A 22478-nucleotide genomic window follows, 5' to 3' on the forward strand; every position below is an offset into this window, starting at 1 on the left:
TGATGACCGCAACGTCGCCCTGCGCCCCGGGCACGACCCGAGGAGCGACGCGTCCCGGCTCCTCGTCCTGCGCCGGCGTCTTCGTGGCCGCCTTGTCCGGCGTTGCCGACGGCGACGTGCTCTCCGAGTCCGACGGCTCGGCGGACGCCTCGTCCTTCGGGGCCGGGCTCGCGCTGGTGGGCTCCTCCGACGGCGTCGCGCTGGACTCTGCGCTCTTCGTCGGGTCCGCCGACGGCGCGGCCGTCGGGCTGGCTGATGGATCCGCCTTCTCGGCCGACGGCGCGGCCGCCTTCGTGGCGTCCGGCGCGGCGGTGTCGGATGCACTCGGCGTGGGCTCGGCGTACGCCACGGTCGGTGCGCCGAATCCCACGACGGCGATCAGATAGGCGACGAGGAGGAGAAGCAGGCGTCTGCGAGAGCGACGGCGACGACCCTTCAGCGGCATGGGGGGGAGCCCTTCCTCAGGGCCCCACCAACCGGAGGGCCGCCAAGTTTACGTCAGCAACCTAACGCAGGGCCTCAGGGCGGCGATAGACACGCCGAGCGACTTTGTGAGAATTCTGTGACCGCTGTGACGGATGGGCTCACCAGCTCGCGTGCAGCGGGCGCCCCTCCTCATACCCCGACCCCGACTGCACGCCGACCAGCGCCAGCTCGTGGAACTCCGCCAGGCTCGTCGCCCCCGCGTAGGTGAAGCTGCTCCGCACGCCGGCCACGATCGCGTCGATCAAGTCCTCCACGCTCGGCCGCTCCGGATCCAGATACATCCGGGAGGAGGAGATGCCCTCCTCGAACAGGGCCGCCCTGGCCCGGTCGTAGCCGCTGGAGTCCTTGGTCCGCATCTTCACCGCCCGCGCCGAGGCCATTCCGTACGACTCCTTGTACATCCGGCCCTGCGCGTCGGTGAGCAGGTTGCCCGTGCTCTCGTACGTTCCGGCGAACCACGAGCCGATCATCACCGAGCCCGCCCCCGCCGCCAACGCCAGCGCGACATCGCGGGGGTAGCGCACCCCGCCGTCGGCCCAGATCGTCTTGCCCAGTTCCTGGGCTGCGGCCGCGCACTCCAGCACCGCGCTGAACTGAGGCCGCCCGACCCCGGTCATCATCCGGGTCGTGCACATCGCGCCCGGACCGACCCCGACCTTGGCCACGTCGGCGCCGGCCTCGATCAGATCCGTGACGCCGTCGGCCGACACCACGTTGCCGGCGACCAGGGGCACCCGCCGGCCGGACGTGTCGGCCCAGTGGTCGCGGACCTCACGGACCGCCTTCAGCGCGATCACCATCTTCTCCTGGTGGCCGTGTGCGGTGTCCACCACGAGGACGTCGATGCCGCCCCGCAGCAGCTGCTCCGCCCGCCCGGCCACGTCGCCGTTGACCCCGACGGCGGCGCCGACGATGAGCCTCCCGTCCGGATCGAGCGCGGGTCGATACAGGGTCGAGCGCAGCGCGTGCTTCGGCGTCATCACGCCGATCAGGCGGTCGTCGGCGACCACCAGCGCCACGTCGAGGTGGTGGGCCGCCAGCTGGTCGAAGATCTCCCGCGGCGAGCCGTCGGGCGAGACCGTCAGCAGGTCGGCGGACATCACTTCGTGCACCTGTGCGAACCGGTCGACGCCGCTCGCCTCGGCCTCGCTGACCGTGCCGACCGGGCGTCCGTCGTCGACCACGACGACGAGGCCGTGCGCGCGCTTCGGCAGCAGCGACATCGCCTCCCCGACCGTGGTGTGCGGCGAGACCGAGACCGGGGTGTCGAACACGGGGTGCGAGGCCTTGACCTTGCGGACCGAGTTGGCGACCACGTCGGTGGGGATGTCCTGCGGGATGATCGCCACCCCGCCGCGGCGCGCGACCGTCTCGGCCATCCGCCGGCCGGAGATCGCCGTCATGTTGGCGACCACCAGCGGCAACGTGGTGCCGACGCCGTCCGCACTGGTCAGGTCGACATCGAGGCGGGAGGAGACGGCCGATCGGCGCGGGACCATGAACACGTCGGAGTAGGTCAGGTCGTAGTTCGGAGAGCCGGTCAGGAAGCGCATGGTTCTCATTGTGACGCCGATCTCCTCCGGTGCGACGGAGTGCTCGAACGGACCACGGCGGACGGCCTCGGGCCGTACAATGAAGCTGGGGATTTGGGGATTTCTGGCGTCGTTGCCGGGTGGGGCCGCGGCGATGCCGACTTTCGGGGGGAAGTCACATCGTGCAGTTGCGTTCGCAGGCGTCGTCGCCTTTGTCGTCCGGCGCGCCCGTCGTCGTCATGCGTCGGATCGTCGCCGCGGTGGGTTGCCTGCTCCTGGTCGCGGCGTTGGTCAGTCCCACCACCGCGAGCGCCGCCGTGCCGACCCTGCGGGCGCGGGCGACCACCGGAGTCACGGCCGACGCGCTGCCCACCGTGCAGATCAACGGCGTCGTCTGGACCCAGGTGATGATCGGCAACATCGTCTACGCCGGGGGCGAGTTCACCTCCGCGCGGCCGGCCGGGTCTGCCAAGGGCAAGAACGAGGTCGCCCGGAAGAACCTGCTCGCCTACGACATCACCACCGGGAAGCTCGTCACGACCTTCCGCCCCGGGGCATTCGACAAGGCCGTCAAGACGCTGGCGGTGTCCGCCGACAAGAAGACGCTGTACGTCGGTGGCGCGTTCACCAAGGTCGGCTCGTCCGCCCGCGGCCGCTTCGCCGCGGTCGACGCCAAGACCGGCTCGCTGCGCAAGCAGGCGCCGAAGTTCGACCGCCAGGTCAACGCGCTCGCGGTGAAGGGAAGCACGGTCTACGTCGGCGGGATGTTCAGCAAGGTCGGCTCGGCGAAGCGTGCCCGGCTGGCCGCCGTGAACGCGAGCACCGGCAAGGTGACCGGCTGGCGGCCGACCGCGAACGACACCGTGCTCGCCCTGGTCGCCACCGCTGACGGCAAGCGGGTGATCGCCGGCGGTCGCTTCACCAAGCTGAACAAGACCGCGGCGACGGGGATGGGCTCGCTCGACGCCAAGACCGGCGGGACGCACACCTGGAAGATCAACAAGGTGGTGAAGAACTCCGGCGCCAAGTCCGCGATCTGGAGCCTGAAAACCGACGGGACCACCGTCTACGGCACTGGCTACGCCTACGGCTCCGGCAACTTCGAGGGTGTCTTCGCCGCTTCTGCCGGCGACGGATCGGTCCGCTGGATCCAGGACTGCCACGGGGACACCTACGACGTCGCCCCGATCGGCGACTACGTCTACTCGGTCGGTCATGCGCACTACTGCGCCAACATCGGCGGCTTTCCCGACACCAATCCCCGCACGATCTGGAACCGCGCCCTCGCCGTCAGCAAGTCCGCGGCCGGTGTGGTCGCGCCGAACGCTCAGGCCAGGGCCGGCTCGCAGTCGTACGGGAACTTCGTCGGCCAGCCGGCGCCGGCGCTGTACACCTGGTTCCCGAACCTCGCCGACGGGTCCTACACGGGCCAGAAGCAGGCAGCCTGGAGCGTGGTCGGCAACGGCACCTACATCTCGCTCGGCGGGGAGTTCCCGACGGTGAACGGGGTCGCGCAGCAGGGTCTGGTCCGGTTCGCGGTGCCGAGCAAGGCGCCGAACAAGGTCGGTCCGCAGGTGACCAGTCTGGCCACGCTGCCGACCGCGACGCTCCAGTCCGACGGGTCGGTTGCGCTGAGCTGGAAGGCAAACTGGGATCGCGACGACCTCCGGCTGTCCTACCAGCTCCGACGCAACGGCGTGGTGATCGCGACCCAGTCGGCGGACTCGACCTACTGGAATCGGCCGACGCTGAGCACCGTCGACACCGATCCCGCCGCCGGACTGAGCGGCTCCGACCGGTCGGTGAGCTACACGGTCACCGCACTCGATCCGAGCGGGAACGCGGTGACGTCCGCGGCGGCCAAGGTGACGTTGCCGGTCAGCCAGCCGTCGCCGGGCCCCAGCGACTCGACGCCGAGCGCGACCGAGCCGACCACCGGCACCCCCTGAGCGCGGGGGAGGATCGCGCCGGCTGGGTAGGTTTCTTCGGTGAGCGACACCGACACCAGCACAGCCGAGACCGACGACCGCGAGTTCGTCCGGGACACCCGCTACATCACGAGCCGGGTCACCCGCGACGGCCGGGACGGCTATCCGGTCGAGGCCGGCCGCTACCGGCTGATCGCCGCCCGAGCCTGCCCGTGGGCCAACCGGGCCATCATCGTCCGCCGGTTGCTCGGGCTGGAGGACGCGATCTCGATGGGGTTGTGCGGACCGACCCACGACGAGCGCAGCTGGACGTTCGATCTGGACCCGGGTGGGGTCGATCCGGTGCTCGGTTACGAGCGGCTGCAGCAGGCGTACTTTGCCCGGTTCCCGGACTATCCGAGAGGGATCACCGTTCCGGCGCTGGTTGACGTCCCGAGCAGGGCGGTCGCCACCAACGACTACGCCCAGCTGACCCTCGACTTCTCCACCGAGTGGGCCGAGTTCCACCGTCACGGCGCGCCCGAGCTGTATCCGGAGCGGTTGCGCGGGGAGATGGACGAACTGATGGTCGCCGTCTACCGCGACGTCAACAACGGCGTCTACCGCTGCGGCTTCGCCGGGTCCCAGCGGTCGTACGACCATGCTTACGCCCGGCTGTGGGAGCGGTTGGACTGGCTGGAGAACCGGCTGGCCGACCAGCGCTATCTGATGGGCGAGGCGATCACCGAGGCCGACGTCCGGCTGTTCACCACACTCGCCCGGTTCGACCCGGTCTACCACGGCCACTTCAAGTGCAACCGGCAGAAGCTGTCGGAGCTGCCGGTGCTGTGGGCGTACGCGCGGGACTTGTTCCAGACCCCCGGGTTCGGCGACACCGTCGACTTCGCCCAGATCAAGCGGCACTACTACGTCGTGCACACCGGCGTGAACCCGACCCGGATCGTGCCGGCCGGCCCGGACCTGGCCAACTGGCTGAGCCCGCACTACCGCGAGCAGCTGGGGGGCCGTCCGTTCGGCGACGGCACCCCGCCCGGCGCGCCACGTCCGGCGGAGATCGTGCCGGCCGAGCACTGGGCGCCGCTGCCGCCGGCCTGGTGATCCCCGCCGTCCCGACCCGTCGGAGTTGCCGGCGGCTCGGCAAAGACGGCGCTCACGGAGCGGACGAGATGAGCGCGGCGAGCTCGACCCGGGAGGAGATGTCGAGCTTGGTGTAGATGTTGCGCAGGTGGTACTCGACCGTCTTCGGGCTCAGGAACAGCGCGCCGGCCGTCTCCTTGGTGGTCCGCCCCTCGGTCAGCAGCATCGCGATCTGTAGTTCGCGCGGCGTGAGCCGGGACGTCGGGCTGTCGTCCGGACGGGTCACGGTCGCCCCGGTGGCTGCCAGCTCGTCTGCCGCGAGATCGGCCCAGGGTCGCGCCCCGAGCCGAATGAAGCTCTCCAGCGCCGGCTCGAGCTGGGCCCGGGCGTCGATCCGGCGCCGTGACCGGCGGAGCCGGCCGCCGTAGGCGAGGTGAGTCCGGGCCCGCTCGAACTGGTCCAGGGTCGAGGAGTGAAAGCCCAACGCCCGCGTGAAGGCGGCATCGATCTCGTCGTCGCCGGCCAGCAGAGCGGTCGTCCTGGCCGCTCGGGCGAGCGCCCACGGTTGTCCCTTGGCCGCGGCCGCCGAGGCATAGGCCGCCGCCGTCTGCTCCACCGCCGGACCGGCTCGACCGAGCCGGAGCCGGCACTCGACGATCTCGGGAGCCGGCGACAGATCGGGGTCTCCGATCTCCCACCGGTCCAGCAGCGCCGCGAGCCGCAGATAGCGATCCAGCGCCGTCTCGATCTCGCCCCGCGCGTGGGCCAGGTCGGCCAGTGCCAGCCGAGCCCAGACCTCCATCGCACGGATCCGGTGCTCCGCGCACAGCGCGAGCGACTCCTCCGCGTAGGCGGTCGTCTCGGCGGCCCGTCCGCGGCGTGCCTCGAGCCAGGCCAGGCCGGCGAGCGACGCCGCGAGCTCGGTGCTCTGGCCGAGCTCGCGGGCCAGCGCGATCGCCTCGCCGTAGTCGGCCTCGGCCCGATCCCATTGATCGCGGGTGGCCTCGTCCCGGGCGACGTGGAACAGCAGGTGCGGCAGTTCGCCCACCGCCGACCTGGCTCGCCGGCCGTCGACGATCCGCTGGATCAGCTCGCGTCCGGTCCGGGTGTCGCGGACGAAGAGCACCCCCAGCACCGCCCACGTCGCGAGCGCCGGGTCATGGTCGGGGTCGTCGACCGTGATCCGCCGCAGCCCGTCGCGGATCAGCCCGGTGCCGTCCTGTCCCACCAGCACACGGGCGCAGCCGGCCGCGATCGAACCCTGCGCGCGGGCGTCCGGATCGACGTCGGTGCCGGTCAGGATCCGCTCGATCCGCTCGGCCAGGGCGACGGCCGTCACCGAGTCACCCAGATAGAAGCAGGCGTCGACCGCCTCCGCCAGATCGACCAGGGCGTCGGTCGCATCCGGTGCGACCTCCGCGGCCCGGACCAGAGTGTCCCGGGCGTGGTCGATGGCGCCGCTGCGGGCCGCGATGACGCCGAGCGCGCGCAGCGCGCGAGCGTGGACGTCGGCCGCCGGCTGCTGGGCAAGGGCATCCCGCAACAGCCGGGACGCTCGCTCGACGTCCCCGGCACGCCAGGCCCAGGTGCCCGCCAGCACCATCCGTCGACCTCGCTCGGCACCGGCTGCGGACAGCTCTGCGGCCCGCTCGGCGGCATGCGCGGCGGTGGCGTACGCGCTGCGCCGCGCTGCCCGGATCGCGACCTCGTCCATCTGCTCGGCGACCGCCCGATCCGGGCCGAGCGTCGCCTCGCTGGCGTGCCAGGCGCTGCGGTCCGGGTCGCCGTCGCCGATGGCGCGTGCGGCCGCGGCGTGCAGCTGCCGCCGAAGCGTGCCCGGGGCGTCGGCATACAGGGCCGACCGGATCAGCGGGTGCCGGAACCGGACGTGACCGCCGTCGGTCCGGAGCAGGCCCGCGGTCTCGGCCTCGTCGAGGGTGGACACCGAGACGCCGAGCCCGTGGCACATCTGGGCGATCACGGCGAGATCCTCACCGGCGACGGCAGCGCACCGCGCGGAGAGCAGGCCGTCCGGGCTGAGCTCGGCGGCCCGGCGCGCGTAGGCATCGGTCAACGTGGTCGGAAGCGTCCTGGGGAAGCCGATCGGCTGGTCGACCAGGGCGTCGGGATCGGCGACCAGTTCCCGGATCGCGAGCGGGTTGCCCAGCGCCAGCGCGATGACCTGGTCCACGATCCGCCCGGCCCGGCCGCCACCCTCCGCCCGGACGAGTTCTCGCGTGGCGCTCTCGTCGATGCCGGACAGCGTCATCGTCGGCAGGCCGGGATCCGCGAGCCGGCACGGTTCGCCCGACCGGTAGGCGATCAGCAGGCAGATGCTGTCGGCGAGCAGCCGCCGCGCCACGAACAGCAGCGCATCCTGAGACGGCAGGTCGAGCTGGTGCGCGTCGTCGACGAGCAGGCAGAGGGGTGTCTCCTCGCTCTGCTGTGCCAGCAGGCTGAGCAACCCGGCACCGACGGCGAAGCGATCGACACCGCCGCCCTGCCGGAGCGCGAGGGCGACCCCGAGCGCCTCCGCCTGCGGGGCCGGAAGCCGATCGAGGTCGGACGTCTGGATCCGGAGCAGCTGGGCCAGCCCGGCGAACGGGAGGTCACGCTCGGTCACCGTTCCGGTCACGGTGTGGACGCGGATGCCGGTGGCCCGGGCTCGGGCGTCCTCCAGCAGTGTCGTCTTGCCGATCCCCGCCTCGCCGCTGATCACCAGCGCGCCACCCTGGCCGAGCCTGGCCTCGGCGAGCAGGGCGTCGATCCGGCGACGCTCGGCGTCCCGACCGACCAGCATCCCCGTGGCTCCTCCGCGACCGGCGCGTGCGGCGACAATCTACCCCGAGAGCCGCGTCGCCCGACTCACCACAACGGCCGGACCGCGGGGAGCGCGCCGTCCGGCCCCGCGACCGCAGCGCGCAGATCGGCCCGCAGCTGCTCGAGGCGATCAGCCCCGATCCGGGCCGCCCAGAGCGCGTCGAGCTCGGCATAGATCTGCTCGACGTCGTGCAGCAGTCGCCGGCCGTGATCGCTGAGCTCGAACGGACGTACCCGCGCGTCCTCGCCGGCCCCGCCACGTTGCAGGTAGCCGCCCGACACCATGGCATCCGCGAGCTTGGAGGCGGCCTGTTTGGTCATCCCGAGCAGCTCGACCAGACCGGTCACGGTCACCGGCGCGTCGCGGGCGGCGAGCAGCACGAAGCCGTACGCGGGACGGACGTCGTGCCAACCGCGCTGCCGCAGCCGGCGGTGCAGGTCGTCGACGAGTTGCCGGTACGCGATGGCGAACAGCCGCGCCAGCGGCGGCCGTCCGTCGGCGTCGCTCACCGCGACCAGGGCGGGCTCAGCCGCGATCCGTCGGCCATCAGGGCCTCACCGCCGACCGGCATGCAGCACAACAGCTTCAGCGGGTCCTCGGAGAGGTTGCGGAGCACGAGCTCGACGCCCGGCGGGACGACGATCGCGTCGGCGCGCCCGGCGATCAGCTCGGTGCCGTCGAGGCGGACGCCGGCGCGCCCCGCGAGCACCACGAAGATCTCCTCCCGGGTCAGCGAGTGCGGGACGGCCTCGACCCCCGGATCGAGCTCGGCGATCCAGACCGCGGTGTCCGTGCTGCCGAGGCTCGGGGTGGCCAGCGACGTGAAGCGGGTGTCACCCAGGTCGTGGGTCGGCTCGGTCGGTGCAGTGATCACGCTCATGGGGTCTCCTCGGGAATTAGTCAACTGGATTGACCATAGTGCGCGATCGCGCGATAGTCAATCAGATTGACCAATGCGGGTTCCCGGCGCCGGTCGGCCGGGTGCCGGCGAGCCTGACCAGGGTGCCCGGGCACCGGGAACCAGGTGCCCCACCTGATGCGACCCGGCGTCGCCGGGACCGAGTGTTGCAGGCGCGGCGCACACCATCCAGCAGCACTCGGCTGCACTGCCGCAGGACAGGGAGGACATCTCAGATGACCATCGACGAGCAGACCCCGCCCGTCACGATCGACCCCGACAAGCTGATGGGGTTCGTGTTCCGCGCCGTGGACGAGGTCGGCGCGACGCTCAACTCCGCGCTGGTGGTGATGGGCGACAGGCTCGGCTACTACCGCGCGTTGGCCGAGCACGGACCGCTGACCGCAACCCGGCTCGCCGAGATCAGCTCGACCGGGGACAAGTACGCCCGCGAGTGGCTGAACGCGCAGGCGGCGGGCGGCTACGTGGACTACGACCCGGCGAGTGGGACGTACGCGCTGTGTGCCGAGCATGCGATCGCGCTGACCGACGAGTCGAGTCCGGCCTTCTTGCCCGGACTGTTCCAGACCGCCTTCGGGTCGGTGATCGACGCGCCCCGCATCATCGAGCTCGCCCGAAGCGGCGACGGGCTCGGCTGGCACGAGCACAGCACCGAGGTCCACGACGGGTGCGAACGGTTCTTCCGACCGGGCTACCTGGCCAACCTCGTACCGAACTGGTTGCCGGCCCTGGACGGCGTGGTGGAGAAGTTGCACGACGGTGGCTCGGTGGCCGACATCGGCTGTGGTTACGGAGCGTCGAGCGTGCTGATCGCCCAGGCGTTCCCGGGTGCCCGGGTCGTCGGCTCGGACTACCACGAGGCGTCGATCGAGACGGCCCGCAGGCGGGCGGCCGAGGCCGGTGTCGGAGACCGGACCCGGTTCGAGGTCGCCACCGCGACCGCCTTCACCGGGCAGGACTTCGACCTGGTGACCACGTTCGACGCCCTGCACGACATGGGCGACCCGGTCGGCGCGGCTCGCCGGGTCTTCGACGCGCTGGCCGACGACGGCACCTGGATGATCGTCGAGCCGATCGCCGGCGACCGGGTCGAGGACAACCTCAACCCGGTCGGCCGGGTCTACTACGGCTTCTCGACCCTGCTCTGCACGCCGGCCTCGCTCTCCCAGAGCCCGGGTCTGGCCCTGGGCACCCAGGCCGGCCCGGCCCGGATCCGGGACGTGACGCTCGCGGCCGGTTTCTCCCGGTTCTCGACGGTCGCCAGCACTCCGTTCAACAATGTCTTCGAGGTGCGCAAGTGACGTTGTCGGAGTCGGCTGCGGCGGTCCCAGCACGGGACCGCCGCAGCGGTCGCGCCCGGCTCCCCGACGCCGAGGGCTGGGCGGTTCGCGACGGGGTCAAGCTGGCCTGGTCGTCCTACGGTTCCGGCCCGGCCACGATCCTGTTGCTGCCGACCTGGTCGATCGTGGACTCCCGGGTATGGAAGGCCCAGGTCGGCTATCTGGCCAGACACGTTCGGGTGATCACCTTCGACGGCCGCGGCTGCGGGCTCTCCGACGTGCCGCGGGACCCGGCCGACTATGTCGACGAGCAGTTCGCGGCCGACGCGGTCGCCGTGCTCGACGCCGCCGGCGTGCGACGGGCCGTCGTCGTTGGCTTCTCCAGCGGCGGCAGCTGGGCTGTGCATCTGGCCGCCGGTTGGCCGGAGCGGGTGGCCGGACTGGTCGCGATCGCGCCGTCGTGCCTGTTCGACGACAGCGCTCACCCGGAGCGCAGCCGCAGCTGGTGGGAGGAGGATCCGGAGCACCCGACCGGTTGGCAGACCTACAGCCGTGCCTTCTGGCAGCGCGGCGGTTTCACCGAGTTCGTGCCGTACTTCTTCGGTCAGCTTTTCTGCGAGCCGCACTCGACGAAGCAGATCGAGGACGGGATCGGCTGGGCACTCGACACCGGCTGGGAGGCCACGGCGGCCAGCCGGGACGGCCGGGTGGGCGCCCGGGGTGCCGTCCGGACCCCGATCGAGCCGCTCTGTGCGCGGGTGCGCTGCCCGGTTCTGGTCATCCACGGCACCGACGACCGGATCGTCCCGTTCGAGGTGGGTGCCCGGCTGGCCGAGCTGACCGGCGGGGAGCTGCTGCGGCTGGACGGGGTCGGCCACGGCCCGCAGGCCCGCCACCCGGTGCTGGTCAACACCGAGCTGCGCCGGTTCACCGAGCGGATCTGGCCGCCGACCGTCGAGCGCTCCTGGCGCCGGGCGCTGGGCCGGCCCACGCGGGTGCTCTACCTGAGCTCACCGATCGGTCTCGGTCACGCCCGGCGTGACCTGGCCGTCGCGGACGAGCTGCGCCGGCTGCGGCCGGACGTCGCGGTGGACTGGCTGGCGCAGCATCCGGTGACCCGGGTGCTGGCCGATCGCGGCGAGGCGGTGCACCCGGCGTCGCGCTGGTTGGCCAACGAGTCGGCGCACATCGAGGCGGAGTCCCTCGACCACGACCTGCACGCCTTCGGTGCCCTGCGGCGGATGGACGAGATCCTGATCAACAACTTCATGGTCTTCGACGACGTCGTCGCGGACGGGGAGTACGACCTTGTGGTCGGCGACGAGGCGTGGGACGTGGACTACTTCCTGCACGAGAATCCCGACCGGAAGCGGTTCGCGTACGCCTGGTTCACCGACTTCGTCGGCTGGCTGCCGATGCCCGACGGCGGCGCGGCCGAGGCCGCCCTGACCGCGGACTACAACGCCGAGATGATCGAGCAGCGGGCGCGCTTTCGCCGGCTTCGCGACCGGTCGTTGTTCGTCGGCCAGCCGGCCGACATCGTGCCGGACGCCTTCGGACCGGGGCTGCCCGCGATCAGGGACTGGACCCGGGCGAACTTCGACTTCACCGGCTACATCACCGACCGCGGGCCGGTCGGCCCGGATGAACGGGCGGCGCTGCGCGCCAAGCACGGGTACGCCGACGACGAGCGGGTCTGCCTGGTCTCGGTCGGCGGCTCCGGCGTCGGCGACGCGCTGCTGCGCCGCGTTCTCGCCGCGGTGCCGCTGGCCCGTCGCCGGGCCCCCGAGCTGCGGTTCGTCATCGTCGCCGGGCCACGGATCGACCCGGCCGGGCTGCCGACGCCGACGGGTGCGACGGTGACGGGCTATCTGCCGGACCTGGACGAGCACATCGTGGCCTGCGACCTGGCGGTGGTGCAGGGCGGCCTCAGCACCTGCATGGAGCTGACCGCGGCCGCCCGCCCCTTCCTGTACGTCCCGCTGCGCCACCACTTCGAGCAGAACTTCCACGTCCGCTCCCGGCTCGACCGCTACCACGCCGGCACCCGCATCGACTACGACCTCGCGTGCGACCCGGACGCCCTGGTGGCCGCGATGCTCGATCGGCTGGACCGACCCGTCGCGTACCGACCGGTGGAGACCGACGGCGCGGCCCGGGCCGCGGCGTACCTCGTCGACCTGCTCTAGGCGCCGCCGCAACTCCCCCCAGCCGAGTTGTCAGGTTCTCAGCGCGCTATAGCGCGCTGAGAACCTGACAACTCGGCAGAAGTCGGCCGAGGCTCGCAATGCGGGCGAAACAATCCGGAGGTACGGTGACCAGCGACCAGCAGCGCCGACGAACGGATGTGCCCATGAACCTGGCTCCTTCCGATGCCGAGAAGCTGCTGCTGGCCGTGGCGGGCATCGTCGCCAGGGACCGGCGCGATCGTGGCGTCAAACTGAACTATCCGGAGTCGGTCGCGCTGCTCAGCACCTGGGTGATCGAGCGCGCCCGCGAGGGCTCCCGGGTCGAGGACCTGATGGCCGAGGGCCGCGAGGTGCTCGGCCGCGACGAGGTGATGGACGGCGTCGCGGAGATGATCACCGACGTCCAGGTCGAGGCCACCTTCCCCGACGGCCGCAAGCTGGTCACCCTGCACCAACCCATCCAGTAACGCCCCGGAAAACTGTGCGGCTGTTGCGGCGACACGCCGACGGAGATGGCAACAGCCGCACAGTTTCGCGGGACGGGTGAACCGACGGCGGAGGAGGCAGAGATGGCGGGGGCATCATCGACGGGCCCGGGCGCGATCCGGGTGGCACCGGGCGAGCTCGAGCTCAACGCGGATCGCGGGCCGGACGAGCGCGGCGAGCTGCGGTTCGTGAACACCGCCGACCGGCCGATCCAGATCGGGTCGCACATCCACCTGCCGGACGTGAACCCGGGGCTGGAGTTCGACCGGGCCGCGGCGGCGGGCTTCCGGCTGGACATCCCCGCCGGTACGTCGGTGCGGTTCGAGCCGGGCGTCTCCCGTACGGTCGGCATCGTCGCACTGCGCGGCCGCCGGTCGGTGCCGGGCCTGCAGCTGAAGGGCGGTGACCGGTGAGGATCGGCCGCGACGACTATGCGGCGATCTTCGGTCCGACGGCCGGCGACCAGATCCGGCTCGGCGACACCGACTTGTGGATCGAGATCGAGCAGGACCTGACCGTCGGTGGCGAGGAGTCGGTCTTCGGTGGCGGGAAGTCGATCCGGGAGTCGATGAACCAGTCGCTCGCGTCCTCCGCCGACGGCGCGCCGGACACGGTGATCACCAACGCGATCATCCTCGACCACTGGGGGATCGTCCGGGCCGACGTCGGGATCCGGGCCGGCCGGATCGTCGGCATCGGGCGCAGCGGCAACCCCGATATCGCCGACGGGGTCGACCCGGCCCTGGTGATCGGGCCCGGCACCGACGTGATCTCCGGCGAGGGCAAGATCCTCACCGCCGGCGGGTTCGACTCGCACGTCCACTTCCTGTCCCCGTCCCAGATCACCGAGGCGCTGGCCGCCGGGCTGACCACCCTCGGCGGCGGCGGGACCGGCCCGTCGGAGGGCTCGAAGGCGACCACGGTCACGCCCGGCGCGTGGCACCTCGAGCAGTTCCACCGCTCGCTGGACGCGTTCCCGGTGAACCTGCTGGTGCTCGGCAAGGGAAACACCGTGTCCGAGGCCGCGTTCGAGGAGCAGGCCTTGGCCGGGGCCGGCGGCTACAAGGTGCACGAGGACTGGGGCTCGACCCCGGCCGCGATCGACGCCGCCCTGACCGGCGCCGAGCGGTGGGGGCTCCAGGTCGCACTGCACTCGGACTCGCTGAACGAGGCAGGCTTCGTGGCGAGCACGATCGCCGCGTTCAAGGGCCGCAGCATCTCCGCTTTCCACGTCGAGGGTGCCGGCGGCGGCCACGCGCCGGACATCCTGACCATCGCCGGACTGCCGAACGTGCTGCCCGGGTCGACCAACCCGACCCTGCCGCACACGGTGAACACGGTCGCGGAGCACCTCGACATGCTGATGGTCTGCCATCACCTGAACCCGGCGGTGCCGGAGGACCTGGCGTTCGCCGAGTCCCGGATCCGGGCCACCACGATCGCGGCCGAAGATCATCTGCACGACCTGGGCGCCATCTCCATCACCTCCTCCGACGCCCAGGCGATGGGCCGGATCGGTGAGGTGATCACCCGCACCTGGCAGGTCGCCCACCTGATGAAGCACGTCCGCGGCGACCTCGCCGGCGGGTTGCCGGCGGACAACTTCCGGGCCCGGCGCTACGTCGCGAAATACACCGTCAATCCCGCGATCTCGCACGGCGTCGATCACGAGATCGGCTCGATCGAGGTCGGCAAGCTGGCCGATCTGGTGCTGTGGGAGCCGAAGTTCTTCGGCGTCAGCCCGAGCGTGGTGATCAAGGGCGGCGGCATCGTGGTCGGCGCGCTGGGGGATCCCAACGCCTCGATCCCCACCCCACAACCGATCCTGATGCGCCCCGCCCTCTACGGCCCGGGCGCGCCCCACCTGTCCCAGTCCTACGTCGCCCCCGCCGCCCTGGAAGCCGGTCTCGCGTCGAGGCTCGGGCTGACTCGTGAGCTGGTCGCGATCCGGCCCACCCGCGACGTCGGTAAGGCGCAGATGATCAACAACGACGCGCTGCCGGTGATCGAGATCGACCCGGAGACGCACGCGATCACGGTGGACGGTGACCTGATCACACCCGTGCCGGCCGAGCGGCTCCCGCTGGCCCAGCTCTACAAGCTGTTCTGAGCCGGACGGCGATGAGTTCGTCCGCGGAGTATCTCGGCCTGCTGCTCGCCGACGGCCGGCTACCCGTCGGCGCGCACACCCAGTCGGCCGGGGTCGAACCGGCGTTCCAGAACGGGATGACGCTGGATCGGCTGCCGGACTACCTCGCCGTCCGGCTGCGCACGGTGACCGAGGTCGAGGCCGCCACCGCGGTGATGGCCCGGCAGGTGTGGCTGGACGACTCCACCGCCCGCGTGTCTTTGCTGGTCGAGGTCGACCGAGCCTGGCGGGTACGCACGGCGTCCGACGCGCTGCGGGACGCCTCCGACCTGCTCGGCCGCGGCTACCTCCGGCTCGGCGCCCGGCTGTGGGACCTGCGGGCGCTCGGCGGACGTACCTGGTGCCGGCCGGTGGTGCTCGGCGTGCTGGCCGCCCAAGCGGGTCTCGATCCTCGGCAGACGGCCCGCCTCGTCGGCTTCGAGGACGTCCAGGCCGCCGTCGCCGCGGCGCTGAAGCTGAAGCCGTTCGATCCGGTGCAGGGCGTCAGCTGGGCGGTGGCGGCCGGTGCCGATGTGGAGGCGATGGTCGAGCGGGTGGCCGGGATCGCCACGGTGGAAGCAATCCCCGCAACGGCGGCCCCGCAGCTCGAGCACTGGGCTCAATTGCACAAACACAGCGAGAGGCGGTTGTTCCGTGCCTGACTCGACCAGTTCCGACCATGATCATCGTGCGCTCCGGCTCGGCGTGGCCGGTCCGGTCGGCACCGGGAAGAGCTCGTTGATCGCGCTCCTCTGCCGCGAGCTCGGCGGCGAGCTCAGCCTCGGTGTGGTCACCAACGACATCTACACCGACGAGGACGCCCGGTTCCTGCGCTCGGCCGGGGTGCTCGATCCGGAGCGGATCAGGGCGGTCGAGACCGGCGCCTGCCCGCACACCGCGATCCGGGACGACGTGACCCAGAACCTGATCGCCGTCGAGGACCTGGAGCACGACTACGCGCCGCTGGACGTGGTGCTGGTGGAGTCCGGCGGCGACAATCTGACCGCCACCTTCTCGCCGGCGCTGGTCGACGCCCAGTTCTTCGTGCTCGACGTGGCCGGCGGGGGAGACGTGGCCCGCAAGGGTGGCCCGGGCATTGCCGGCGCCGACGTGCTGATCGTCAACAAGACCGACCTGGCGCCCTACGTCGGGGTGGACGTCGCGCAGATGGTCCGCGACGCCGAGTCGGCCCGCGACGGCCGGCCGGTGATCGCGCTGTCCCGGACCGACCCGGCGGCGGTCGCCCGGGTCCGGGCCTGGGTGCTGGCGACGCTGGCCGCTTTCCGCGGCGGCAGCCACGAGCCCACCGATCCCGGTCCGATGGCGCCGCACGTGCACGCGGATCAGACGGGGCAGACCACGGCCGTGCACACGCACGCGGGCGGCGACCGCGCCCACACGCACTGAGCCGGTGCCCTCGATGGTGACGACATCGCTGGCCGTCGACTGCGTCGACGGCCGGCACCGGGTCCGGATGCGGCACGGGCTGCTCCGGGCCCAGCGGCTGCACGGGCCGCCGGAGCTGGCCCGGGTCGCGCTGGTCGGACAGACGGCGCTGCTGCTCGGCGGCGACGAGGTGGAGCTGCAGATCGCGGTCGGCCCCGGCGCGACCCTGGAGCTGAGCGAGGTCGCCGCGACGGTGGCCTACGACGGTCGCGGGGCGGCGGCGGGCTGGACCACGACGATCCGGCTCGAGGCGGGTGCGCGGCTGGTCTGGGCCGGCGAACCGTTCGTGATCGCCGACGGTGCCGATGTCACCCGCCGTACGTCCGTCGAGCTGGCCGACGATGCGACGGCGGTCCTGCGGGAGACGCTCGTGCTGGGTCGCAGCGCCGAGCGCGGCGGCCGGCTGCGGACGACCTCGCTGGTCCGGCGGGCCGGCCGTCCGGTGCTACACGAGGAGCTGTGGCTCGACCCGGCCGACCGCGACCGACCCGGCCTGCTCGGCGACGTACGCGTGCTCGACTCGCTGCTCGTGCTCGGCTGCGACCCGGCGGAGCCCGAGCAGGAGACCGCCGCCGGCGCCGTCCGGTTCCGGCTCGTCGACCCCCGCGACACGCTGACGCGCTTCCTCGGCCGGGAGGTGGCGGAGTCGCCGCTGAGGCGCCCGCGCGCCCGGCCTGCCATGCTTCTGGGGTGACCTCCTCCAGCGCCGGCGGCCCGGAACGGTCGAACGTCCGCGAGGTCGAGCGCGACATCGTGCGGGACTTCTCCGCCCGGATGAGTTACGCGGAATACCTCGACCTCGACACCCTGCTCGCGGCCCAGCACCCGGTGAGCAGGCCCGAACACCACGACGAGCTGCTGTTCATCGTCCAGCACCAGACCACGGAGCTGTGGTTCAAGCTGATGCTGCACGAGCTGGAGGCCGCCCGGCGCTCGTTCGCGGACGACCAGATCGGCCACGCGCTGAAGAACGTGGCCCGGGTGAAGAACATCCAGCGCGTGGTCACCGAGCAGTGGTCGGTGCTGGCCACGCTGACCCCGACCGAATACGCCCAGTTCCGGGGGTTCCTCGGCAACGCGTCGGGCTTCCAGTCCTTCCAGTACCGCGCGGTCGAGTTCGTGCTGGGCAACAAGAACGCGGCCATGCTGGAGGTGTTCCGCTCCGACCCGGCCGCGTACGACCTGCTGCACGAGCTGCTCGTCACGCCGACCCTCTACGACGAGTTCTGGCGCAGCCTCGCCCGGCACGGATACGCCGTGCCGGCCTCGGCGCTGGAGCGCGACGTCTCCGCGCCGTACCGGTTCAACCCGGAGCTGGTCCCGCTGGTGAAGGAGATCTACGAGGGCGCGGAGACCCACTGGCGGGCGTACGAGGCATGCGAGGAGCTGGTGGACCTCGAGGACAACTTCCAGGTCTGGCGGTTCCGGCACCTGCGCACCGTGCTGCGCACCATCGGGACCAAGCGGGGGACCGGCGGCTCCTCGGGCACCGGCTTCCTGCAGCGGGCGCTGGAGCTGACCTTCTTCCCCGAGCTGTTCGCCGTCCGCACGGAGATCGGAGCCTGAGCAGCATGGACACCGACGACTGGGCGCTCCGGGCGGCGGAGCTGGACGCGGCGGACCCGCTGCGGACGTACCGGGACCGGTTCCTGGTCGCGACCGACGACGACGTCGTCGCCTACCTTGACGGCAACTCGCTCGGCCGGCCGCTGCGGGCGAGCGCCGGACGGCTGAACGACTTCGTCACCAAAGCCTGGGCCGGGCGGCTGATCCGCGGCTGGGACGAGGAGTGGCTGGACCTGCCGCTGCGGATCGGCGATCGGCTCGGCGAGACGGTGCTCGGCGCCGCGCCCGGCCAGAGCACGATCGGCGACTCGACGACAGTGCTGCTCTACAAGCTGATCCGGGGCGCGGTCGAGCTGCGGCCCGGGCGCAGCGAGATCGTGATCGACACCGACAACTTCCCCACCGACCGGTACGTCGTCGAGGGCATCGCCACCGAGCTCGGGCTGAGCGTGGCCTGGGTCCGGACCGATCCGCGCGGCGGGATCGAGCCCGGGCTGCTCGAGCCGGTGCTGACCGAACGGACGGCGCTGGTGGTGCTCAGCCACGTCGCCTATCGCTCCGGGCACCTCGCCGATGCGGCGACGATCACCCGCCAGGCCCACGACGCCGGCGCGCTGATCTTGTGGGACCTCTGCCACTCGGCCGGCTCGGTGCCGATCGCGCTCGACGACTGGGGCGTGGACCTGGCCGTGGGCTGCTCCTACAAGTACCTCAACGGCGGGCCGGGCTCGCCGGCCTTCGGCTACCTCCGTCATGATCATCAGCAGCTGTTCCGGCAACCGGTCTGGGGATGGATGGGACGTGCGGACGCGTTCGAGATGGGCCCCGGCTACGAGCCGGCCGAGGGCGTCCGGCGGCTGCTCAGCGGCACGCCGGCGATCCTCGGCATGCTGGCGGTGCAGGACAGCCTCGACCTGATCGCCGAGGCCGGGATGCCGGCACTCCGGGAGAAGTCGATCGTGCTCACCGAGTTCGCGATCGATCTGCACCGGGCCTGGCTGGAACCGCTCGGCGTGGAACTGGCCAGCCCTACCGACCCGGCCCGCCGCGGCGGCCACGTGACGGTCGAGCACCCGGCCTTCCGAGCGCTGCTCGACCGGCTGTGGGCGCGCGGCGTGATCCCCGACTTCCGTGCTCCGCAAGGACTTCGACTCGGGCTGAGCCCGCTGAGTACGTCCTTCGCCGAGGTGCTCGCCGGCCTGGCGGTGATCAGGGACGAGCTCGCTCAGCTCCCGCCGGCCAGCTCCTCGACGGCCTGAGCGCAGGCCGCCCAACCCGGGTCGCCCGGTGTGATCACCCCGAAGTGATCGCCGCCGGGGATGATCATCGACCGCGCGGGATCGCCGGCAGCGCGGGCTGCCGCGACGAACCGCTCCGACTGAGCGACCGGCACCGTGTCGTCGGCGTCACCGTGCACGCAGACGACCGGGACGCCCACCGGCAGCAGCCGGATCGGCGAGGCGGACGCCCAATCCGGCTTGGCCGCACCGGCCATGAACGCGTCGATCGCGCCGTCGCCGAGCCGGTCCGCGCGGGCCGCCTCCAGGTCCAGCACCCCGGCCTGGCTGACCACCCCGGTGACCCGGACGGCTGCCGGTCCGAAGGGCGCGGGAAGCCGCGGCCGGGCGGCGAGCCAGGCCGCGAGGTGACCGCCCGCGGAGTGGCCGAGCGCTATCACCCGCCTGAGGTCGAGCGCTTCCCCGTCCGGCCCGGCCGCACCGGCCAGGTCCGCGAGCCGATCGACCGCCGCCGCCACGTCCAGCAGGGTCGCCGGCCAGCCGCCACCGTTGCCCACCCGGCGGTACTCGATGTTCCACGCGGCGAATCCGCGGCGAACCAGGTCGGCGGCCAGCGGCTGGCCGAGCGTGAGGTCGTACCGGGCCCGCCAGAAGCCGCCGTGGATCACCACCACCACCGGCCACGGACCGGAGCCGGCCGGCACCGAGAGGTCGCCGAACTGGCTCGGGTCCGGCCCATAGGTGGTCCGCATCCGCCCAGGATCTCGCCGTCGCTCCCGAGTTGTCAGGTTCTCAGCGCGCTATAGCGCGCTGAGAACCTGACAACTCGCGCGATTGCCGTGGGCGAAGGCGTAGGCCCGCTCGGCTCGACGGCCGGCGGCGCCGTCGAAGGGGACCAGCACCCACTCCCGCATGGGGCGCTGGCCGGGCTTGGCCAGCGGCAGCCCCAACCCGGCGCCGATCAGGCCGTTCACCTCCTCCTCGGGCAGCTTGAGCATCAGCCTGCCCCGGTGGGAGCAGGCGAAGACCGAACCGCCGATCCGCATCCCGTCGGCGCCGAATCCTCGACGCGTCCCGTCCGGCAGCTCCACGTCGTCCCGGCCGAGGAACTGCTCCTTCACCCGGGCATAGCCGGAGTCCGGGTCCGGCTGCCATCGGGGGTCGCGGCCGAACGCGGCCACCAGCCGATCGAGCGCGGGACCGCCGGCACCGGATCCACTCGAGGCCGCGTCTGCCCCCTCGGACTCCTCCGACCCCGCCGGCACAGGGTCGAGCTCGACCGGCGGGCCGAACGGACGCCGCTCACCCAGGGTTTTGTCGCCGACCGCCGCCAGCAGCCCGTGCGCGGGCCCGTCGACCTGGTCGGCCAGCCGTGCCAGCGCGCCGGTCGGGGCACCGGCCGCCTTCGCCAGATCCCACCCGTGCAGGAAGTGCTCGACCGTGCGGAGCACCACCACCTGCGTACCCGGCAGCGTGCCCACCGGCACCTGGTAGACACCGCCGCGGATCGTCTCGTCGGACAACAACTCGGCGAGGCGGCCGCTGGACGCCGCGTAGTCGGCGGGGCTCGGCGCCGGCCGGTCCGGATCGGGCGCCATCCGCGCGCCCTTCGGCGGCGGCCCGCCCTGTCCGGTCAGGATGCGGGCGAACAGGCGATCGCCGCCCACGACGTGGCCCAGGAGTTGGGCGTAGTTCCAATCCGGGCACGGCGTCGGCGCCAGTGGATCGGGCTCGGTGGTGACGATGTCGGCCACGGCGGCGGTGACGGAGGTGAAAGTCTCGATCGGATCGTGCATACTTGAGAAACTAAAGCATTGACGTTATTCGGTCAATCGGAGTGGGCATAACGACTGGGGAGGTGCATGGTGGCCCGGACGTACGGTCAGCTCTGCGGGCTGGCACTCGCGCTTGATCTGGTCGGCGACCGGTGGAGCCTGCTGATCGTCCGTGAGCTGCTGGTCCGGCCGGCCGGTGCGCGCTACACCGATCTGCGCGACGGCCTGCCCGGGATCGCCACGAACCTGCTTGCCGACCGTCTGCGCGACCTGGAGGCCGCGGGCGTAGTTCGCCGGGAGGAGCCGCGCCCGCCGGTCGCCACGCCGGTCTTCCGGCTGACCGAGCGCGGCGCCGAGCTCCGCCCCGCCGTCGAGGCGCTGGCAATCTGGGGCGGCGGCGCCGTGCCGGCGGCACCGGCCGACGGCGAGTTCCGCAGCCGGTGGCTGGTGCTTCCGGCCGAGGCGATGCTCGCCGACCGGCGACCGGCCGAGCCCGGCGTCAGCATCGAACTGCGCACCGGCGACGAACCGGTGCTGATCGAGGTGGCCGGTGGCGCGGTCCACGCCCGAACCGGCCGCGACGCGGACGACCCGAATCCCGATCTGGTGATCAGCGGACCGCCGAAGGCCGTGCTCGGCGTCATCTCGGGCAAGCTGCCGCTGGGCGCGGCAGCCGGCCTCGGCGTCCGGCTCGGCGGTGAGGAGTCGGTGCTGTCCAGGGTCGGCCTGGCCGAGAGCTCCGCCCCGACACGCTTCACACCTCCCGATGTCGCCGCACACCCTCCACCTGAGGTGTGAGGCGGCAGCACGAGGTGTGAAGCAGGGCGCGGTGGACCGAGGGTCAGCCGACGGGCGGGAACTCCGCGTCCGGCAGCCGGTCGCCGACCTCGAGCCCGAGCGGGTCGGTGACGACATGCGCCGTGCCGCTGTACGTCGTCTCGCGATCGATGTAGATGTTCACCTGGGCCCAGCGGTACTCGTCGGTGTCGTTCGCGTTCGCGGTGTGCGGCGTGTAGCCGTTGTGGAACGTCACGTCCCCGGCCCGCAGCGGAATGGTGACCCGCGGCCGCCAGGTCAGATCCGGCGCGGCGGCGAACATGTCCGTGTCGCTGGTCAGGTCGACCGGGCGAATGTCGGCGCGTTCCTGCTGGCCGGGGATGAAGGTCATGCACCCCCGCTCGACCGGTACGTCGGTCAGCGCGATCCAGGCCGACAGGCTGTGCCGCGAGTGGTGCGGCCAGTACGGCTGATCTTGGTGGAACTCGGTCCGAGCGCCGTTGTGCGGAGCCTTGACCAGCAGCTGGTCGTGCCAGATCCGCATCGGGATCCCGGAGAGCTGGGTAGCCAGCGAGGCCAGCGCAGGATGCCTGGTCAGCTCGCCCAGCACGTCGTCGAACGTCCAGAGCTGGATGATCTGCTTGAAGATCGCGCCCGCGTAGGCGAGCCCGTCGCGCTCGGCATGCACCCGTTCGGCGGCCTCCCGATAGCGGGCCACCTCGTCGGCGGTGAGCACGGACGGGACATGCACGAAGCCGTTGCGGCGATAGGACGAAACGGTGTCCTCGTCGAGCCGGATGATGGTCGGTTCGACTGCGGTGCTGGCCATG

Annotated in this window: 21 protein-coding genes; 14 read left to right on the forward strand and 7 right to left on the reverse strand. The window is 71.9% G+C overall.

Features of this window, described 5'->3' with window-relative positions; all coding sequences use genetic code 11:
- Positions 1 to 2: 2 nt before the first annotated feature.
- Positions 3 to 386, forward strand: a complete 384-nt coding sequence (locus ABD747_RS10045; protein ID WP_344803978.1) for a hypothetical protein — start codon at positions 3 to 5, stop codon at positions 384 to 386.
- Positions 387 to 584: 198 nt separating this feature from the next.
- Here ABD747_RS10045 and ABD747_RS10050 read toward each other — a convergent pair whose 3' ends face one another.
- Positions 585 to 2039, reverse strand: a complete 1455-nt coding sequence (locus tag ABD747_RS10050) for a GuaB1 family IMP dehydrogenase-related protein (RefSeq protein WP_344803980.1) — start codon at positions 2037 to 2039, stop codon at positions 585 to 587.
- Positions 2040 to 2257: 218 nt separating this feature from the next.
- Here ABD747_RS10050 and ABD747_RS10055 point away from each other — a divergent pair, with 218 nt between their 5' ends.
- Entirely contained in the window at positions 2258 to 3967 is a 1710-nt protein-coding gene (locus ABD747_RS10055; RefSeq protein ID WP_344803982.1) for a PQQ-binding-like beta-propeller repeat protein, read from the forward strand.
- A gap of 39 nt (positions 3968 to 4006) precedes the next feature.
- Positions 4007 to 5044, forward strand: a complete 1038-nt coding sequence (locus ABD747_RS10060) for a glutathione S-transferase family protein (RefSeq protein ID WP_344803984.1) — start codon at positions 4007 to 4009, stop codon at positions 5042 to 5044.
- Positions 5045 to 5096: 52 nt separating this feature from the next.
- Here the strand turns inward: ABD747_RS10060 and ABD747_RS10065 are convergent, their stop codons facing one another.
- The 3 genes from ABD747_RS10065 to ABD747_RS10075 form a co-directional block, all read right to left on the reverse strand.
- Complete coding sequence (locus tag ABD747_RS10065; protein ID WP_344803986.1) at positions 5097 to 7823, reverse strand: helix-turn-helix transcriptional regulator; 2727 nt, start codon at positions 7821 to 7823, stop codon at positions 5097 to 5099.
- A gap of 65 nt (positions 7824 to 7888) precedes the next feature.
- Positions 7889 to 8353, reverse strand: coding sequence for a MarR family winged helix-turn-helix transcriptional regulator (locus tag ABD747_RS10070; protein ID WP_344803988.1), 465 nt, complete (start codon positions 8351 to 8353; stop codon positions 7889 to 7891).
- Positions 8350 to 8724: a cupin domain-containing protein gene (locus ABD747_RS10075; protein ID WP_344803990.1), complete on the reverse strand. Its 375-nt coding sequence runs from the start codon at positions 8722 to 8724 to the stop codon at positions 8350 to 8352. Before ABD747_RS10075 ends, ABD747_RS10070 begins: the two co-directional genes overlap by 4 nt.
- A 254-nt stretch (positions 8725 to 8978) precedes the next feature.
- On the opposite strand from ABD747_RS10075, the gene ABD747_RS10080 reads away from it, so the two are divergent.
- The 10 genes from ABD747_RS10080 (at position 8979) to kynU (ending at position 19117) form a co-directional block, all read left to right on the forward strand.
- The gene (locus ABD747_RS10080) at positions 8979 to 10064 is read left to right on the forward strand and encodes a class I SAM-dependent methyltransferase (RefSeq protein ID WP_344803992.1); all 1086 of its coding nucleotides are present in this window, start codon (positions 8979 to 8981) and stop codon (positions 10062 to 10064) included.
- Entirely contained in the window at positions 10061 to 12232 is a 2172-nt protein-coding gene (locus ABD747_RS10085; RefSeq protein WP_344803994.1) for an alpha/beta hydrolase, read from the forward strand. Before ABD747_RS10080 ends, ABD747_RS10085 begins: the two co-directional genes overlap by 4 nt.
- A gap of 164 nt (positions 12233 to 12396) precedes the next feature.
- Entirely contained in the window at positions 12397 to 12699 is a 303-nt protein-coding gene (locus ABD747_RS10090; protein ID WP_344803996.1) for an urease subunit gamma, read from the forward strand.
- A gap of 102 nt (positions 12700 to 12801) precedes the next feature.
- The gene (gene ureB / locus ABD747_RS10095) at positions 12802 to 13131 is read left to right on the forward strand and encodes an urease subunit beta (protein ID WP_344803998.1); all 330 of its coding nucleotides are present in this window, start codon (positions 12802 to 12804) and stop codon (positions 13129 to 13131) included.
- Entirely contained in the window at positions 13128 to 14828 is a 1701-nt protein-coding gene (locus ABD747_RS10100; RefSeq protein WP_344804000.1) for an urease subunit alpha, read from the forward strand. Before ureB ends, ABD747_RS10100 begins: the two co-directional genes overlap by 4 nt.
- 11 nt (positions 14829 to 14839) lie before the next feature.
- A complete protein-coding gene (locus ABD747_RS10105) occupies positions 14840 to 15508 on the forward strand; it encodes an urease accessory protein UreF (RefSeq protein ID WP_344804004.1) in 669 nt (222 codons plus the stop codon).
- Positions 15501 to 16253: an urease accessory protein UreG gene (ureG, locus tag ABD747_RS10110; protein WP_344804006.1), complete on the forward strand. Its 753-nt coding sequence runs from the start codon at positions 15501 to 15503 to the stop codon at positions 16251 to 16253. The genes ABD747_RS10105 and ureG overlap by 8 nt, the downstream gene beginning before the upstream one ends.
- Positions 16254 to 16266: 13 nt before the next feature.
- On the forward strand, positions 16267 to 16986 hold the full coding sequence (locus ABD747_RS10115; protein ID WP_344804008.1) for an urease accessory protein UreD: 720 nt from the start codon (positions 16267 to 16269) through the stop codon (positions 16984 to 16986).
- Positions 16983 to 17858, forward strand: coding sequence for a tryptophan 2,3-dioxygenase (locus ABD747_RS10120; protein WP_344804010.1), 876 nt, complete (start codon positions 16983 to 16985; stop codon positions 17856 to 17858). The genes ABD747_RS10115 and ABD747_RS10120 overlap by 4 nt, the downstream gene beginning before the upstream one ends.
- Positions 17859 to 17863: 5 nt before the next feature.
- On the forward strand, positions 17864 to 19117 hold the full coding sequence (gene kynU / locus ABD747_RS10125; RefSeq protein ID WP_344804012.1) for a kynureninase: 1254 nt from the start codon (positions 17864 to 17866) through the stop codon (positions 19115 to 19117).
- Here the strand turns inward: kynU and ABD747_RS10130 are convergent.
- Together ABD747_RS10130 and ABD747_RS10135 are read right to left on the reverse strand one after the other, a co-directional pair.
- Positions 19084 to 19848 carry an alpha/beta hydrolase family protein gene (locus ABD747_RS10130; RefSeq protein ID WP_344804014.1) on the reverse strand — a complete coding sequence of 255 codons (765 nt, stop codon included), beginning with the start codon at positions 19846 to 19848 and terminating at the stop codon, positions 19084 to 19086. The two genes, kynU and ABD747_RS10130, sit on opposite strands and share 34 nt — an antisense overlap.
- Before the next feature lie 48 nt (positions 19849 to 19896).
- On the reverse strand, positions 19897 to 20892 hold the full coding sequence (locus ABD747_RS10135) for a maleylpyruvate isomerase family mycothiol-dependent enzyme (RefSeq protein WP_344804016.1): 996 nt from the start codon (positions 20890 to 20892) through the stop codon (positions 19897 to 19899).
- 66 nt (positions 20893 to 20958) lie between these two features.
- Between ABD747_RS10135 and ABD747_RS10140 the strand changes: the two genes are divergently transcribed.
- Positions 20959 to 21669, forward strand: a complete 711-nt coding sequence (locus ABD747_RS10140; RefSeq protein WP_344804018.1) for a winged helix-turn-helix transcriptional regulator — start codon at positions 20959 to 20961, stop codon at positions 21667 to 21669.
- Positions 21670 to 21712: 43 nt separating this feature from the next.
- On the opposite strand, the gene ABD747_RS10145 is transcribed toward ABD747_RS10140, so the two are convergent.
- Positions 21713 to 22477: a phytanoyl-CoA dioxygenase family protein gene (locus tag ABD747_RS10145; protein WP_344804020.1), complete on the reverse strand. Its 765-nt coding sequence runs from the start codon at positions 22475 to 22477 to the stop codon at positions 21713 to 21715.
- Between the last annotated feature and the right edge of the window lies 1 nt (position 22478).

Origin of the sequence: Microlunatus ginsengisoli (assembly GCF_039537205.1) — a bacterium.
In the GTDB taxonomy this organism is placed as follows: Bacteria; Actinomycetota; Actinomycetes; order Propionibacteriales; family Propionibacteriaceae; genus Microlunatus; species Microlunatus ginsengisoli.